This window comes from Psychrobacter sp. AOP22-C1-C5 (assembly GCF_052378885.1).
GTDB lineage: Bacteria > Pseudomonadota > Gammaproteobacteria > Pseudomonadales > Moraxellaceae > Psychrobacter.
This window is the reverse complement of the sequence record NZ_JBQSYC010000001.1, coordinates 149,647-165,552: the sequence shown is the minus strand read 5'-3', so window position 1 is coordinate 165,552 and position 15,906 is coordinate 149,647. Positions and strand designations below refer to the sequence as shown.

Below are 15,906 nucleotides of genomic sequence, written 5' to 3'. Positions count from 1 at the left end.
TGCCGTTACAGACAGAGATTTCGAAAGACTCATTCCAGCAACACAGTAATTTTTCTAAATGGAGTCGATTATAGCAGGTGATGCTTTATCATTATTTATAAACGCTTCGTCATCAAGCGCAACTTCACTGTCATCTTTTTCATTCCTGTCTATGTCTTTTCTTTTTTTATCCTCTTTTTTCTGACGTTTGGCCTTACGCTTCTTTTCATCTTTCTTTTTTGACTTTTTATGATCAATATCATCATCGCTGTCTTGATTCTCATCCCATAACATCAGACGATTCAAAACTTTGCCAAATAGTGTGTCTTTACGGTAACGACCCTTTTTATTCATTGTGTCGATAGGCAAGCCAGTCATCAATGTTAGAGCTTCACTCAAGGTATGGACACCATAAATATGAAAACGGTCAGCTCTAACGGCTTCAATGATGTCGTCACGCAACATGAGTTGTTTGACATTGGCCATTGGAATGACCACGCCTTGCTGACCAGTCAATTCCTGCTCGCGACACGCATCGAAGAATCCCGCAATCTTTGCATTGATACCGCCGACGGCTTGTACTTCACCCAGCTGATTCATAGAACCAGTAATAGCATAAGATTGATCAATAGGGACGTTTGCTAGTGCAGACAATAGCGCACAGCCTTCACTGACGGTAGCACTATCGCCATCTATATGGGCGTAACTTTGCTCAAAAGCGAGCGAGGCACTAAAGTTCAAAGCATGATGCTGACTAAACAAAGCACGCAGATAGCTGGTCATAATGAGCATGCCTTTGGCGTGTAAACTACCACCCAAGTCTACATCGCGCTCAATGTCGAGAATCTCGCCCGCGCCGATATTTGGTTGAATGACGGCAGTGAGACGTGCTGGCATGCCAAACTCGCTATCGGCATAACTGACCACCGTTAGAGCATTCACTTGTCCGACCGCGTTGCCTTGGGTTTGAATAAGCTGTTGACCGTTTTTGAGCTCATCCCAATACAGATCACGCAAGTATCCTGAGCGCTCATCCATATCGTTGATGGCTTGCGTGACGTGCTCGGCAGTGACAATGCTTTCCTCATTCAAGCGCGCATGACGGTTTGATTCATGAAGCAGCTTAATCAGTAAGTCACTATGTAGGCTCAAGCGATCTTGCTCTTCCGCTTGTAAGCTTAAATGCTCAAGCAAAGTCGCTTGTGCATGACGATCAAAGGGATACAAATTGGCATAATCAATAATGTCAGCCATCTTTGCGACCAGCGCCAATTCGTGCTCGCTAGTACGAACCACATCATCGTGAAAGTCGGCACGTACTTTAAATACCGCATCAAACTCAGGCTCAAGCTCAAGCAGCTCATAATACAAATCCGCTTCGCCTAATAAAATAACTTTAATATCAAGATCAATTGGCGCAGGCGATAATGATAAGCTGCCTGTTAAGGTTAGCATTTGCTCAAGGCTAGACAGTTTGATTTTGCGTGATTGCAAGGCACGCTTAAGCCCTTGCCATGCGTAAGGGTGTTCTAGTAAATGACTGGCCTCTAATAATAGGTAGCCGCCATTGGCGCGGTGTAGGGCGCCTGCTCGAATCATACTGACATCAGTAGTCACCGTTCCCAATTGCGTGATTTGCTCAACATGACCCAATAAGTTTAAATGTGTTGGCAAGTCTTCGAAGATGACAGGTGCACCATTATCAGGCGCGTGACTGACAATCACATTGACCCCATAGCGGCTTGGTGTGGTGGCGAGCACAGCTGTCACAAACTCTTCATCATCGCCATTGACGATGCGTTCTACATGAGTGACCATGTCGGCAAACACCGCTTTTAGGTAGTCAACGACAAGTGGATGAGTGGCAAATTGCTCATAGACAGGCGAAAACAGAGGCTGTAATGCACGCCTTGCAATACTACGATGCAACGTTTCTATAGCATCATTGGCTTCGTCTTCTAGCTGCTCTAAAGCAATAGTCAGCTGACTGAGTCGCTTTTGCATGTGGTTTTTTTGGACAAAGTTACTCAGCTCAGCTTCGTATTCGCTATTACCATATTTAGTATCGCTATCTTCAGTGCCAAGGGCACTCGCTTTTTTGCTGCCATCTATCGCTAATTTATTTTTATAACTGTTAGAGATTTGAGGGTCATCATTATCACTGTCGCTATTTTCTGTCGGTAGCTGACTGGGACGTACAAACACGGCCTTATTATCAAATGAGCGAAACGTCAATGCTAAGTCATATTGCTTGCCTTCTTCATTTAACACCTCGTACGCATGACTTTCTTGCTCATGCGTGTTGTTTTTTATCGCTTCAATTTTGCTTTGATATTGGTCGCTACGAAAACGCTGGCTCAGCCGTTTTTTTGCTTGTTGCCATAAATGATTGACTTGTTGCTGTAACAAATCTGCTTGACCCGCAGGCAAGCGCAGTGCAAGTGGGGTACGTGGATCCGTAAAATTATGGACATAAACCCAATCATCAGGCGTTGGCGTGTCAGCTGCAATGCGGGTGAGCAAGCGGCTAATAATAGTACGTTTGCCCAAGCCGTTTTCGCCAGCCGCAAACACATGATAGCCACTGGCTTTGATGTCCAACGCTGTTTGCAAGGCTTTTAGGGCGCGCTCTTGACCGAAACCTACATCCAAATCAGGTGCAGTACGTGTGTCTGTCGGCAGCTCGTTTGGCTCGCTATAACGCTTAAGTTGTTCTGCGCTAATACGGCAGCGTTCCTTCACCTCAGTAAAAATAGGGTGCGGGGTGTTCGGTGTTGTTTGCTCAGTATCTGTCAATTCAGAAGTGGGCGTTGATATATTAGTGGATGTTGCCATATTAAGAGTGTCTTTTGATACTTGATGGGTAGGAGTACGAAATGGTTCGGTCATAGGCTTATGGTAGATCGTCTTAAAATAGATAAATGATATTTATTTTTTACAGCTTCATTTTTTGCACTTGGACTTTGCACTTAGTTTTTATAGTTAAATGCTTGTACTTAGGTTTTCTGCTCGTTTTTCTATGCTTAATTTTTGATAATAAATAAGACATCTTACAAGATATAGCAGTGCTTTAAACAAGTCATTAAACGCAGTTTTGTATCATAATGAACGATCTAATTGAATCTAGTAAATATAGTCAGTCCTACATAAAATTAAGATAAACGTTATAATGCGCGGCCAAGATAAATTTTCCTTGCTGGCTGTAGCGTTGCTGACAGAAGCTGTGCAAAATTCATCTTAGTAGCAGTGCGTTTATCTTATAGTGGATCGTCTATCAAAACACAACCTCATTAATTGCTGGTTTAAAGGCATTAAAATAGAATAACGCACTTAATGTTAGTGCCGATAGTATAAGATGTCTCACATTGGCGCAATCTGCAACTATTCAATGGGCAGGCTGCATGATAAAATAAACGGTTCACATGTCAAAACTGGATAACTCGTTGTATGTCAGCTTCCGCTAAAACCTCTTCATCTTCTGTCAGCACTGGCAATATCCATATTGATCCGACTGGCTTTGTAAAGCTTGGTTCGCAATTACCAGGGCTCGCCAAGACCTTGTCGCAAGCGATAGATAAGCTAGGTCTGCCTTTAAGCGCAGCACAGCAGCGCACGTTATTATTGTACTTAGACCAGCTTTTATTATGGAATAAAGCGTATAATCTGACCGCAATTACTGATCCAGAAGAAGCATTGATCAAACATGTGATTGATTGTTTGGCTATTATAACGCATTTGCCAGCAGGGTCACTGCTTGATATTGGCACTGGTGCTGGTTTACCGGCCGTTATTATCGCGATTTGTCAGCCTGAACGTCAGTGTACAGCGCTTGATAGTAATCAGAAAAAAATCCGTTTTATCAAGCAGATCAGTAGCGAGCTTGGTTTGACCAATATGCAGCCTATTGCTTCTCGCATTGAAGCACATGAGGCAAGCTATGATGTGGTCACATCCCGAGCATTTGCCAGCTTGATCGACTTTGTCAATGTGGCGCAGCCGCGATTGGCAGAGGGTGGTTATTTGTGTGCGATGAAAGGTAAGGCGCCTAGCGAGGAAGAATTGCAAGCACTTGAGCATAATTGGCAAATCAAAACGATCCCGCTTAAAGTGCCTTATTTGCATGACAGTCGTCATTTGATTGAATTGTCTTACAAAGATGTCTAAGCTATGGACGCTCGTTAGTTATAAGACTGTATTTATAAAACAACGACTGTGAAACCAAATTGACTTTTTTGTGAAACGCAGTTTACGTTCGTCTCCAAATGACATAGCATTTAAATAATAGGTTATTTAAAATGCATTGAGGCAGAGTGGGCCGTTTGCATCATAAATTTCTTGTATAGCTAAGATGTAAGTGTTGCATTGATAAAAGCCTAGTGACCAATTATAAAAAGTAAACCGCTAAAAGAATAACAGTAACAGACCCTAATTAAATTGAGTGAGTGTATGGAAATCATAGCAATTGCGAATCAAAAAGGCGGCGTGGGTAAAACCACGACGGCGGTAAATTTGACCGCCAGTTTGGCTGCTAAGAACAAGCATGTACTGCTGATTGACTTAGACCCACAAGGCAATGCAACCAGTGGTACTGGTGTAGACAAGAATGAATTGGCGCTGACGATAGCCGATGTGCTGCTTGATGGTGTTCCATTAGCGGATACCATTGTCACCAGTCCAGCAGGGTTTGATGTTATTGGTGCCAATCGTGATTTGGCAGGTATGGACATCACTTTGATGAGTAAATCCGACAGTCATGAATTGTTCAAGAGCGCGATGGCCGATCTTGTGGATAGTCAAGTAGCATCGCAAAAACCTACTTATGATTATATCATTATCGACTGCGCGCCCAGTTTGAATTTGCTGACCATTAACGCTTTGGTTGCAACCGATAGTGTTATCATTCCTATGCAGTGTGAGTATTATGCATTAGAAGGCTTAGCTGACTTGTCGCAAACCATTGAGCGTCTAACTGAACTCAACCCTGATCTGTATATTCGCGGCGTGGTAAGAACCTTATTTGACGCGCGTAATACACTGGCTCGCGATGTATCAGCTGAGCTTGAAGCACACTTTGGCGATATTATGTACAAAACCCATATTCCAAGAAACATACGTTTGGCAGAGGCGCCTGCCCACGGTCTGCCAGTTATCGCTTATGAAAGGTGGTCGAAAGGCGCGCGTGCTTATCAAAAACTGGCTGCAGAAGTAATGAAGCAAAGCCGACAGTAATACGGGTTGTAAGCGATCATAACGGGTATGAGAGAAACTGAGCAGTCAAAAGCGCACACACCGTTAGCTCAGAAAACACTTAAAATTGTATGTTTGGTAAGCCGTATCAACAATCATTTGGCTTTTAATTTAGCGTTAGAGGATAGGTAATCATGGCGAAGAAAAGAGGGTTGGCCGCCAATCGAGGCTTGGATGCCTTATTAGGGTCAATCAAAAAAGAAAAGCAAATTACCGCCTCTGCCTTGCAAGATGATATGGCTGCGCGTGAGCATACTTTGCCCGTTGACGCGTCAAATACAGATGAACCTGCTGAAACAGATCAGGCAGAAGCCGATAAAAAATCAGCGGCAAAAACAGTAAATATCGAGACGTCTGAAAACAGTAATCGTAAAGCACGTTTGCCACGTGCTACCAATAAAACACCTGTCAATAAAGTACGTGCTAACGGAGCTGATACGAGTGTAACGGAAGATCAGATCAGCTTGGTGCAAATCGATGTGATGCGTTTGCAAGCTGGTAAATATCAGCCACGCCGCGATATGAGTGAAACGGCGCTGGCAGAGCTTGCATCTTCTATTGAGCAGCATGGCGTGATGCAGCCGATCGTTATTCGTCCACTGCTAGCCAACGAAGATAAGAGCGAAGCGTTCGTTACTCACGAAATCATTGCCGGTGAGCGGCGCTGGCGTGCAGCGAAAATGGCAGGAAAATCTGTTATTCCAGCGATTGAGCGCGCTTTATCTGATGAATTAGCGATTGCTTTGGCACTCATTGAAAATATACAGCGTGAAGATTTATCTGTGATTGAGCAGGCAGCTGCCTTACAGCGTTTTCATACAGAGTTTGGTATGAGTCATGCCATGATTGCCGATGTCGTCGGTAAGGCCCGTACCACAGTATCAAATTTACTGCGTTTGAATCAGCTGCATGACACCGTAAAAGACCATTTAGCAAACAGTGCCCTAGACATGGGTCATGCTCGCACACTACTGGCCTTGTCGTCCGATCAGCAGCCTATCATTGCCCAAAAAATTATTGATGGTGGCATGACAGTACGAGAAGCTGAAAAGCTGGTCAAATCAATTTTGCAACCTGCGCCCAAAGCCACCCGTACCGAACAAGTAAATACTCGCGATGCCGAGCAATTGACACGAAGATTGACAGACATGCTGGGGGCTGAGGTAAAACTCAAGCATAAAAAAGATGGGCAGGGCAGCGTTGAGATATTCTTCCACAGCCAAGACCAATTAGCTGCTTTGATCAAGCATATAGAAGCACAAGCCTAGGAGACTGTTTAGGTTTGTAGTAACGATTTAAATATCTTGATAGTAACTTTTTCATAAGAATCTAGAAGAGAGTTAATATGTGGGAGTTGGTGAAAGCAGGTGGTTGGTTGATGACACCTATCGTGGTGTGCTCGATATTGGCACTGGTTATCATCATTGAGCGTAGCCATACTTTGCAATTTAAAAAAATTGTACCAAGCAGATTGCGTGAGCAGTTAATAACCCGTTTGCGTGAAAATGGCGATATTGGGCGCACACAATTGATGAATGTTAAAGAAAAAACCGCGCTTGGTGATATTTTAGCGACTGGTTTGCTATACCGCCAGTACGGGCTAGAGTCGATGACAATGCATATGCAGAATCGCGCCAGCGTGCAAGTTCATCAATTAGAAAAAAACATCAACATGCTTGGCACCATAGGAGCGATTGCACCGCTACTTGGTTTGTTGGGTACGGTGTTGGGTATTATTTCTTCATTTTTGGCTATTACTGATGGTGCGATGCAAGATCCAACAATGCTTGCCGCTGGCGTGTCTCAAGCGTTGATTACCACGGCAGCAGGTATGATTGTTGCCATACCAGCACTGGTTGCCTATCGTTATTTTCAGCGCCGTATCATTGATATCAACGCTCAGTTTGAGACCCAAGCGGGGCTAATGATTCAAGAGCTATACGATTACCAGTTGCTCGAAAATACGCATACTGCTGGTTTTAATCAGTCTCGTACCCATACGGTAGTAAATGGTGAAGGCTTGAACCATGAGCGTCCAATGAGCGCGTCAAACTAAAATAAAATGGCAATAATTACAGTGTGATGGAGGAAAGTCTAAGCAAAGTCTGCTCTTTCTTAGTATAGCGCTTATGAAAAAAATATTGATTTCAGCACAAGAGCTTGCCAACCAAATGGCAATGGGTAAAAAAATAAAAATTTTAGATGCGTCTTTAGGATCAACGGTTTCAAATACAACGAACGAAATGGCAAGTGGAATAATTCCTCGCGCACTAAAGTTTGACCTTGACGATGGCTTCTCAGACAGTTTGAGCGTCTTTCCTCATACTTTGCCTTCTAGCGATGTGATCGCTGAGTCCTGCCGGAAATTAGGAATTGATATTGAGGATTCTATCGTTGTCTACGACAATAAGGGCATTTACTCATCTCCAAGGGCTTACTGGATGTTAACCGAGTCTGGTTTCAAAGATGTACTAATATTGGATGGTGGACTAAAATCGTGGGTTGAAAGTGGACACAGAGTTGATAATGCTTTCTCAGTGCCTAACGCATTGAAGTCCTGTCCCAATGTGAACTCAATATCAAATGTAAAGAACACGCAAGAAGTCAGAGATAATTTGAGCAGTAAGCATTTCAAATTGATTGATGCCCGTAGCTCTGGTAGGTTTTTAGGCAACGATCCTGAACCTAGAAAAGGTTTAAAAAGTGGAAGCATCCCAAAATCCTTAAACATACCGTTCGCAAATGTTCTGAACGAAGCGTTTTATCTGGACGAAAAGCAGATTTATGACGTTTTTGCCAAAAAAGGAATTGTGAAGTCTGATTCGCTCGTTTTTAGTTGTGGGTCAGGAATAACGGCGTGTATCGTGTTAGTAGCTGCAAAAATAGCTGGTTTTGAGAATACTTCTTTATATGACGGTTCATGGTCTGAGTGGGCGGCAGATGAAAAGAATGAGATTGTTATATAAAGTGGAGCCTTAATGTATTTTAATGGTTTGAACCCTGTCATTAACGCTTAACCAACCATGTCTCAAGGACATTAGTACTACGCGGATTAAAGAGAGTGATATGCGCTTTAGAAAACCAACAGTTGAGCCACTTGAAATCAATCTAACGCCGATGATTGACTGTTTACTGTTTTTGATCGTATTTTTGCTGCTGGCAACATCGTTCAATCACTTTAGTCGCTTAAATATTATTCTTCCTGAAGCTGAAGGCGTCGCACTGACAGAACAAAGCAACAGCATCGAAGTGGCCGTACAAGAAGACGGCAGTTATTTAGTCAATGGCATTACCCTTGCTAGTAGCAATGAGGCTGAATTGACCAGTATGCTACAGCAAGAGGCTGGCAGTAACCGTGATATGCTATTCGTCATTGCTGCGGACGCTAACGCCACCCACCAGTCAGTGGTGCGGGTAATGGATATCGCTGGTAAACTGGGCTTTTTAAACCTTAATATCAGCACCGTCGTGCCACTTGGCCAACCTTTACCACCATAACGCATAGCCAGTTTTGCTATACATTATGCTCTTGTAAAACTGTGCGGTAAGCGCATTCCATTCATTTGATGACACTCAAATCGAGGCTTTTATGAGCCAAATATATCAATCTGACTCTACAAAAACTTCTGCTAAAGCAGCCACAGCAAGCGTATCTAGGTATGAGACATTGCTGCGTCTATTGAGCTACCTAAAACCATACTGGTGGGCCTTACTGCTTACTATTTTAGGGTTTGCTATTAACGCAGCAACAGAGATTTGGATTGCCAAGCTACTGCAATATATTACTGATGCCATTAACCAGAATGATCAGAGTAAACAGGACTTGTTCCCCTTATTGATTATTGGCTTGTTCTTTGTTCGGGGTATTGGCAGCTTTTTGGGTAACTATTATTCTGCTCTTGTATCACGCAATTTGGTCTATGAGCTGCGAGTAGAAGTCTTTAATAAACTGTTACGCTTACCAAGCTCATTTTATTTGGCAAATCCGGCTGGTACGATATCGTCAAAACTGATATTTGACGTTGAGCAAGTAACGGCAGCCAGTACTGATTCAATGAAAACGCTATTGCGTGATGGTTTGACAGTCGTAGCGCTACTAGGCTTTTTACTTTATAGCAATTGGCGTTTGACCTTGATTTTGTTTGTCGTGCTACCGCCTATTTTGTGGTTAATTCGTGTTGCCTCCAAACGGTATCTTAAGCTCTCTAAGGGTATTCAAGAGACGATGGGCGATGTCAGTCATATCACTAATGAAGTCATTGGTGGCTATCAAGTGGTCAAAAATTATGGCGGACAAGCTTATGAAGCCAGTCGTTTTGATACAACATCAAAAAAGAATTTACGCCAAGGTATGAAAGTAGTCGTTACCAACAGTATTAATACGCCAGCAGTGCAGCTTTTAATGGCGGTCGCAATGTCGGTTGTGGTATGGCTTGCATTACGTCCAGCAGTGATAAACGATATCTCAGCGGGTGCCTTTATCTCCTACATTGCTGCGGCGGGCTTACTCAGTAAACCGGTCCGCTCATTGACTGATATTAACCAAAAATTGCAGAAGGGTATTGCCGCAGGTGAGTCGATATTTGCCCTATTAGACGAGCCAGAAGAGGAAGATACAGGTGTGCTTAACCCTACATTGTCAGGACAGATTCGTCTAGACAACGTCGGTTTGGTTTATCCGGATTCGACTGTGGCGCTGCGTAACTTCACATTAGATGTACGAGCGGGTGAGACGGTGGCTTTGGTTGGACGAAGTGGGGCTGGTAAGTCGTCGTTGGTTAATTTATTGACCCGGACTTTATCGACTACTTCAGGGCAGATTACTTTGGATGGCATGCCAATTGAGGACATTACTTTAGAAAGCCTACGTTCGCAAATTGCGATGGTTAATCAGCAAGTAGTATTGTTCAATACTACAGTGTTTAACAACATCGCTTATGGTAGCTTAGCCAATAGAACGCAGGCTGAAGTTGAAAGCGCTGCAAAAGATGCCTTTGCCCACGATTTTATTATGAAGATGCCAAATGGTTATCAAAGTGAAATTGGCGCTGAGGGTTTGCAACTGTCTGGTGGGCAGCGTCAACGCTTATCGATTGCGCGTGCCTTACTAAAAGACGCACCTATTTTAATCTTGGACGAAGCCACCAGTGCGCTGGATAACGAATCAGAATATTACATTCAGCAAGCGCTCGATAACGTTATGAAAGACCGTACAACATTGGTCATTGCGCATCGTTTGACGACTATTGAGTCTGCCGATCGTATTGCGGTAATGGATGGGGGTCAGATAGTGGAGCTTGGCACGCACAATGAGCTGATACAGAAGCAAGGCCATTATGCGCAAATGTATGCCCGAGATTTTAAGTAGATGGGTTGATAGCTCGGAACAACTTTGACGCTTAAACACTACCAAATAAATAGGATAAGTGACCACTAACCATGAGCATTGAGACGACAGTGACGCGTGCATGGCAACGTCAAGCCGCTTGGTTGTGGTTGTTGCTACCTATCAGCTGGTTGTACGGGTTTATCACGATAATTCGTCGTCAAGCTTACAAGATTGGCATATTATCAAGCTATCGTGCGCCTGTTCCTGTTATGGTAATTGGTAATATCAGTGTGGGCGGTAGTGGCAAGACACCGTTAATTATTGCGTTGGTTAACCATTTGCAAGAGCAAGGAGTCAAAGTTGGCGTCATTAGTCGTGGTTACGGTGGCGATACTAGCCAGATGCCAGCGCTGGTCAGTGCTACCAGTCTGCCCAATGTAGTGGGGGATGAGCCATGTTTAATCGTCACTATGACAGGCGCAGCAATGGCAGTCTGCCCAAGCCGTGAACAAGCGATTAACACTCTGTTGAAGGCGTATCCTGATCTGCAGTTAATTATCGCCGATGACGGTTTACAGCATTATGCACTGCAACGCGATATCGAGTGGATTGTGGTGGATGCCGCACGCGGTTTTGGTAATAAGCAACTGCTACCTACAGGGTTCCTACGTGAGCCAGTATCGCGGCTAGAAGGCGCGAGCGTCATCTACCATGAAAGTTTAGAGACGATATTAGCTCAAAATAATAAAGAGGATGGTTATTCCCATCCAGCTAATCGTCTGACCGTGCATCTGGAAGCTGATAATATGCAGCGCTTATGGCAATCAGAATCAACCGATAGTCAAACAGAAACTGAAAGACCTAAAAAAGGTAGCAAAATACATGCAGTGAGTGGTATTGGCTACCCACAGCGTTTTTTTAATACGCTAAAATGGCTTGGTTTCGATGTCATTGGGCATCCTTATCCTGACCATTACGACTTTAGTTTGGCCGAGTTGTTTCAGTATGGCGATTATCCAATCGTTGTGACTACTAAAGATGCGGTAAAAATAAGAGCGTTATTACTAAAACATACCGCTGAACAGGCACTGATAGGTGACTATAAAGCGTTGGTAGATAGGCTTTGGGTACTACCAGTCACCGCCATACTCTCTGATAACTGTTACCTGCACCTAGAGCAGCAATTGAATCATTTGGGTATTGTGACTAAAAGTTATGAAACTAAAAACTGAACAGACAGGCAAAATATCAAAGCAAAAAATGGATGATGCTTTAAACTTTATAAAAACACTATAGGAATAAATTATGTCACTAGCTACTACGCCTGCTAAAACTCATATTGTCATTCCTGCACGTTTCAAGAGCACAAGATTACCAGGCAAGCCATTACTGCATATTCATGGTAAGCCAATGATTCTTTGGGTTGCCGAAAAAGCACAAGCTGCCCACTTCGCCGATGATATGTGTATTGCTACTGATGATGAGCGTATTGCTAAGGTATGCATAGAGGCTGGTTTTGACGTAGTGATGACCAGTAGCGAGCACGCGTCAGGTACAGATCGATTGGCAGAAGTGGCGGCCATCAAAGGCTGGCCTGACCATGATATTGTGGTCAATATGCAGGGCGATGAACCCCTTGTACCGCCGTTATTGTTGGAGCAAGTGAAGGCGCTTTTGGTAGCGGACAATGACAGCGTCATGGCGACTTTATGCGAGCCTATAGAGGATTACGAGACTTTTCATCGCCCATCTGTGGTAAAAGTTGTTAGCCAACAGGTCAAGGGTAATCAGCGTGCGTTGTACTTTAGCCGAGCGCCAATTCCTTGCGACCGCGATGTTGTTTTAAGCAATCAAAATGATGAGCAGCCACCAAAGGATGCTTATCGTCATTTGGGTTTGTATGCTTACCGCGTCAATCTATTGCAGCAGTTCGTGCATTGGCCGCAAACACCGCTTGAAGTACTCGAAAGCTTAGAGCAACTGCGTGTTTTAGAAAATGGCGGACATATTGCGATCGCAGTCGCAGCTTGCCAGTTGCCAGCGGGTGTTGATACCCCAGAAGACTTAGAGCGTTTAAATGCGATGAGCTTAGCCGACTTTCAAAATCCTGTTGAGTAATACTCGAAATAATCAGCAATGTTATAAAGCCATATGAGTGATACCATGGAAAACAAAGGCGCAATAGATACCACTGATAGCATTTATTTTGCGCCGTTATTGCCATGGCAGCAGACATTGTGGTCGCAACTGACGACGCGGGTGCTGTCACAGCAGTCCTTACCTCATGCGTTGCTCGCAGCAGGCATGCAAGGCATGGGTAAGCGCGCCTTTGTGTGGCGGTTGGTCGCTTGGTTGTTATGCCGTGAGCGCCACACTCATCTAGCAGGAGCATGTGCAAAATGTGAGAGCTGTCAGTGGCTAAAATCAGGCACGCATCCAAGTCTGCAAGTATTGCCCATCATCCGTATGCCCATCAGTACAGACAGTACTGATAATGCAGAAAAATTGAGCAACAAAGCGAAGGACAAAAAATCTACTAAGCCTGTCGGCAATAGCGCTCTTAAAATCAAGATCGATGACATTCGTGCCTTGCAGCCTTTTATTTATCAAGGTGGGCAAGGAATGCGTATCTGTGTGTTAGACCAAGCTGAGCAAATGACGGTCGCCGCTGCCAATGCATTGCTTAAGACATTGGAGGAGCCACAATCACAGGTGCATTTGTTCTTGATCAGTGATGCACCTGCTCAGCTGCTTCCAACCATCAAAAGCCGTGTCCAGCAGCTACCATTACAAACAATTGATATAGCAATAGCCGTTGATTATGTGACCAATGCGTTGGGTCATACTGTCAATCGTGAGGTGGTCGGCACAGCGGCGATTGAGCAGCTTATCCAACTAGCAAATGGCGCACCACTAGCTGCAATAGGTATGGCGCAAGCACCGTGGTACAGTAAGCGTGGCTTATGGCTGACCACATGGCAAGCGTTACGTAGTGGTAAGCGCAGTAGCGTGGCCGCAAGTGACTATTGGCAAAACCAGTTAGGTATTGAAGCGTTTATTCAACTGTCTGAGATGATGCTGCTTGACATGCGCCGTGTCAGTCTTGGGCTTAGTGAGTTACAAAAAGACGTTAAGTTATCAACAGTATTAGAGATACATCAACCTATGGCCGCTGGGTTAGAAACATTTGCCAGTAGCTTGCAACAGACCAAAATTGCTCTACAACAAAATGTGCAAGAAAAATTTGCCTATGATAAGCTGATGCAAGAATTGGCATATTTATAGCATCATGTTATAGCGCGTGGTAACGATTCGGCTAATTTTTAAAGCTTTGGTCTATCTACCGCTAATCACTCATACCATATACTAGATCCAACTCATAAAGGAAGCTGACTATGGCAATGCCAGGACGCGGCGGGATTTTAACCTGCCACATTGAAAATATTGAAACGTTATACGCCAGCTATTTATCCTTTGTAAGCAATGGGGCATTGTTTGTGCCTTCGAGTCAACCTCAGCAATTAGGCAATGAGGTGTTTATCGCGATTACGTTGCCTAACTCAAGTGAACGGTTGCCGATGAATGGCAAAGTAGTCTGGGTAAATGCTAAATCGCAAGGCGGTCGTCCCGCAGGTTTTGCGGTGCAGATTGGTACAGACATCGCTGGTCAGAGGATTAAGAACGAGGTTGAGCGATTGTTAGCAGGCAAAATAGATGGTTTGCAGTCGACTTATACCATGTAGTATCTATGCTTTGTGATACTAAACCAAAAATAAACGTGATGTGGATCATAGTTGTTTGGTCCACATCACGCAGTATTTCTATTTAGTCTTTTGTTATTCGAGTTTTGAAACAATTTAGGCCAATAATACAACAACCTCTTAGTTTAGTAACGCGGTGGCACATACATATCATCTGGGATCGGTTCACGATAGTACTCATCATCGCGTTTGCGCTCAGGTAACTCAACCTCGGTACGCGGCACTTCTTTATAAGGAATTTGATCAAGTAAATGCGCAATACAGTTTAACCTAGCACGTTTTTTACTGTTGCCTTCAACAACCCACCACGGAGCTTCAGGAATGTGAGTACGCTCAAACATGGTTTCTTTTGCCTTGGTATAATCTTCCCAACGTCTCCGTGATTGTAAATCCATCGGCGAGAGTTTCCACTGTTTAAGCGGGTCATGAATGCGGCTCATAAAACGCGAATGTTGCTCATCATCAGTAATTGAAAACCAGTATTTTACCAAGCGGATGCCTGAGCGTACCAGCATACGCTCAAACTCAGGTACTGATTGAAAAAACTCTTCGTACTGAGCATCGGAACAAAACCCCATGACACGCTCAACGCCGCCTCGGTTATACCAACTACGATCAAACAAAACAATCTCGCCTGCTGCTGGCAAGTGGGCCACATAACGCTGAAAATACCACTGCGTTTGCTCACGTTCAGTGGGCGCAGGTAGGGCAGCCACTCTACAAACGCGCGGGTTCAAGCGCTGAGTGATACGTTTGATTGCGCCGCCTTTACCAGCAGAGTCTCGCCCTTCAAATATCACAACGATACGTTCGCCGCGATCAACCACCCAATCTTGTAATTTGATGAGTTCTCGCTGTAGTCTTACCAACTCCTGAAAATACGTACGGCGGTTCAGTTTTTCTTTTTCGGTCATCTCGATGCCATCAAAACGAAAATCACGTACGTAATCGTCTACTTCGTTTTCAAGCTCTTCATCATAATTGTCGATTAGGTCCTCATGCATCTTACGCCGCAGCTCATCATTCAGCACTTCTTTGTCCATACGCTCAATAAAATTTTCTTGCTCAAACAGACTAAGCTCCTTGCGTTCTTGCAGCGTTAGAGATTTTGGGTCAATGGCTGAAGGTATGTTACCCATCAAAAGCTCCTAGTAGATGTTGTTATAGTTTTTATTGATTGTGCGTCTTACTTTAGCATATCTATCAGTAAGGCTATAATTCGGCTACGTTTTATTATTGTGTTATCGCGTACTTTACTACGAAATATATGACCCATTCGAAATGAAGTCGAGTCATGGATGCCTACATATTACGAATGACCATTATTTATCGTGCCTTATATAGTGAGTCCAGTATAAAAACGATACATCAATACTGGAATGAATTTTTCGCCGTCTCTGTCCGCGAAGGCACAGCAAGCAAGAAAAATTTATACCAATTCAACGTTGGAATATAATGTATCTGTTTTATTTGGAATCGACTATAGTATTTCAAAGTAAGATCAAAATAATATGCTGCTAATGTAAATTACTTTCACTTACTGCGTTTTTTATATACAAACGTAAAAAACACCCTTTAATCCATCGATTA

Annotated in this window: 13 protein-coding genes; 11 read left to right on the top strand and 2 right to left on the bottom strand. The window is 43.7% G+C overall.

Features of this window, described 5'->3' with window-relative positions:
• Nucleotides 1-54 precede the first annotated feature (54 nt).
• Nucleotides 55-2,868 carry an AAA family ATPase gene (locus tag ACT3TH_RS00640; RefSeq protein ID WP_444753931.1) on the bottom strand — a complete coding sequence of 938 codons (2,814 nt, stop codon included), beginning with the start codon at nt 2,866-2,868 and terminating at the stop codon, nt 55-57.
• Nucleotides 2,869-3,426: 558 nt separating this feature from the next.
• Here ACT3TH_RS00640 and rsmG point away from each other — a divergent pair.
• From rsmG to ACT3TH_RS00585, 11 genes are all read left to right on the top strand, one after another.
• Nucleotides 3,427-4,143, top strand: a complete 717-nt coding sequence (gene rsmG / locus ACT3TH_RS00635; RefSeq protein ID WP_444753930.1) for a 16S rRNA (guanine(527)-N(7))-methyltransferase RsmG — start codon at nt 3,427-3,429, stop codon at nt 4,141-4,143.
• 282 nt (nt 4,144-4,425) lie between these two features.
• The gene (locus ACT3TH_RS00630) at nt 4,426-5,208 is read left to right on the top strand and encodes a ParA family protein (protein ID WP_444753929.1); all 783 of its coding nucleotides are present in this window, start codon (nt 4,426-4,428) and stop codon (nt 5,206-5,208) included.
• Nucleotides 5,209-5,360: 152 nt separating this feature from the next.
• Entirely contained in the window at nt 5,361-6,494 is a 1,134-nt protein-coding gene (locus ACT3TH_RS00625) for a ParB/RepB/Spo0J family partition protein (protein ID WP_444753928.1), read from the top strand.
• Nucleotides 6,495-6,571: 77 nt separating this feature from the next.
• Nucleotides 6,572-7,282, top strand: a complete 711-nt coding sequence (locus ACT3TH_RS00620) for a MotA/TolQ/ExbB proton channel family protein (protein ID WP_444753927.1) — start codon at nt 6,572-6,574, stop codon at nt 7,280-7,282.
• A 73-nt stretch (nt 7,283-7,355) separates the two neighbouring features.
• Entirely contained in the window at nt 7,356-8,192 is an 837-nt protein-coding gene (locus ACT3TH_RS00615) for a sulfurtransferase (protein WP_444753926.1), read from the top strand.
• Nucleotides 8,193-8,292: 100 nt separating this feature from the next.
• Nucleotides 8,293-8,724: an ExbD/TolR family protein gene (locus ACT3TH_RS00610; protein WP_444753925.1), complete on the top strand. Its 432-nt coding sequence runs from the start codon at nt 8,293-8,295 to the stop codon at nt 8,722-8,724.
• Nucleotides 8,725-8,815: 91 nt separating this feature from the next.
• A complete protein-coding gene (msbA, locus tag ACT3TH_RS00605; protein WP_444753924.1) occupies nt 8,816-10,594 on the top strand; it encodes a lipid A export permease/ATP-binding protein MsbA in 1,779 nt (592 codons plus the stop codon).
• A gap of 71 nt (nt 10,595-10,665) precedes the next feature.
• Nucleotides 10,666-11,787 (top strand): tetraacyldisaccharide 4'-kinase, encoded by a 1,122-nt coding sequence (gene lpxK / locus ACT3TH_RS00600; RefSeq protein ID WP_444753923.1) that lies wholly within the window; start codon nt 10,666-10,668, stop codon nt 11,785-11,787.
• A gap of 73 nt (nt 11,788-11,860) precedes the next feature.
• Nucleotides 11,861-12,673, top strand: a complete 813-nt coding sequence (gene kdsB, locus ACT3TH_RS00595) for a 3-deoxy-manno-octulosonate cytidylyltransferase (RefSeq protein WP_444753922.1) — start codon at nt 11,861-11,863, stop codon at nt 12,671-12,673.
• A gap of 33 nt (nt 12,674-12,706) precedes the next feature.
• The gene (locus ACT3TH_RS00590; RefSeq protein WP_444753921.1) at nt 12,707-13,840 is read left to right on the top strand and encodes a DNA polymerase III subunit delta'; all 1,134 of its coding nucleotides are present in this window, start codon (nt 12,707-12,709) and stop codon (nt 13,838-13,840) included.
• Nucleotides 13,841-13,950: 110 nt separating this feature from the next.
• On the top strand, nt 13,951-14,298 hold the full coding sequence (locus tag ACT3TH_RS00585) for a PilZ domain-containing protein (protein ID WP_444753920.1): 348 nt from the start codon (nt 13,951-13,953) through the stop codon (nt 14,296-14,298).
• 143 nt (nt 14,299-14,441) lie between these two features.
• Here ACT3TH_RS00585 and ppk2 read toward each other — a convergent pair whose 3' ends face one another.
• The gene (ppk2, locus tag ACT3TH_RS00580) at nt 14,442-15,455 is read right to left on the bottom strand and encodes a polyphosphate kinase 2 (RefSeq protein ID WP_444753919.1); all 1,014 of its coding nucleotides are present in this window, start codon (nt 15,453-15,455) and stop codon (nt 14,442-14,444) included.
• Nucleotides 15,456-15,906: the final 451 nt, after the last annotated feature.

What these genes read in the sequence shown, in the direction of transcription:
- ACT3TH_RS00630 (WP_444753929.1), top strand. Translation starts at nt 4,426, where the DNA reads ATGGAAATCATAGCAATTGCGAATCAAAAAGGCGGCGTGGGTAAAACC.
- rsmG (WP_444753930.1), top strand. Translation starts at nt 3,427, where the DNA reads ATGTCAGCTTCCGCTAAAACCTCTTCATCTTCTGTCAGCACTGGCAAT.
- msbA (WP_444753924.1), top strand. Translation starts at nt 8,816, where the DNA reads ATGAGCCAAATATATCAATCTGACTCTACAAAAACTTCTGCTAAAGCA.
- ACT3TH_RS00620 (WP_444753927.1), top strand. Translation starts at nt 6,572, where the DNA reads ATGTGGGAGTTGGTGAAAGCAGGTGGTTGGTTGATGACACCTATCGTG.
- ACT3TH_RS00640 (WP_444753931.1), bottom strand. Translation starts at nt 2,868, where the DNA reads ATGACCGAACCATTTCGTACTCCTACCCATCAAGTATCAAAAGACACT.
- ACT3TH_RS00625 (WP_444753928.1), top strand. Translation starts at nt 5,361, where the DNA reads ATGGCGAAGAAAAGAGGGTTGGCCGCCAATCGAGGCTTGGATGCCTTA.
- ACT3TH_RS00615 (WP_444753926.1), top strand. Translation starts at nt 7,356, where the DNA reads ATGAAAAAAATATTGATTTCAGCACAAGAGCTTGCCAACCAAATGGCA.
- kdsB (WP_444753922.1), top strand. Translation starts at nt 11,861, where the DNA reads ATGTCACTAGCTACTACGCCTGCTAAAACTCATATTGTCATTCCTGCA.
- ACT3TH_RS00585 (WP_444753920.1), top strand. Translation starts at nt 13,951, where the DNA reads ATGGCAATGCCAGGACGCGGCGGGATTTTAACCTGCCACATTGAAAAT.
- lpxK (WP_444753923.1), top strand. Translation starts at nt 10,666, where the DNA reads ATGAGCATTGAGACGACAGTGACGCGTGCATGGCAACGTCAAGCCGCT.
- ACT3TH_RS00610 (WP_444753925.1), top strand. Translation starts at nt 8,293, where the DNA reads ATGCGCTTTAGAAAACCAACAGTTGAGCCACTTGAAATCAATCTAACG.
- ACT3TH_RS00590 (WP_444753921.1), top strand. Translation starts at nt 12,707, where the DNA reads ATGAGTGATACCATGGAAAACAAAGGCGCAATAGATACCACTGATAGC.
- ppk2 (WP_444753919.1), bottom strand. Translation starts at nt 15,455, where the DNA reads ATGGGTAACATACCTTCAGCCATTGACCCAAAATCTCTAACGCTGCAA.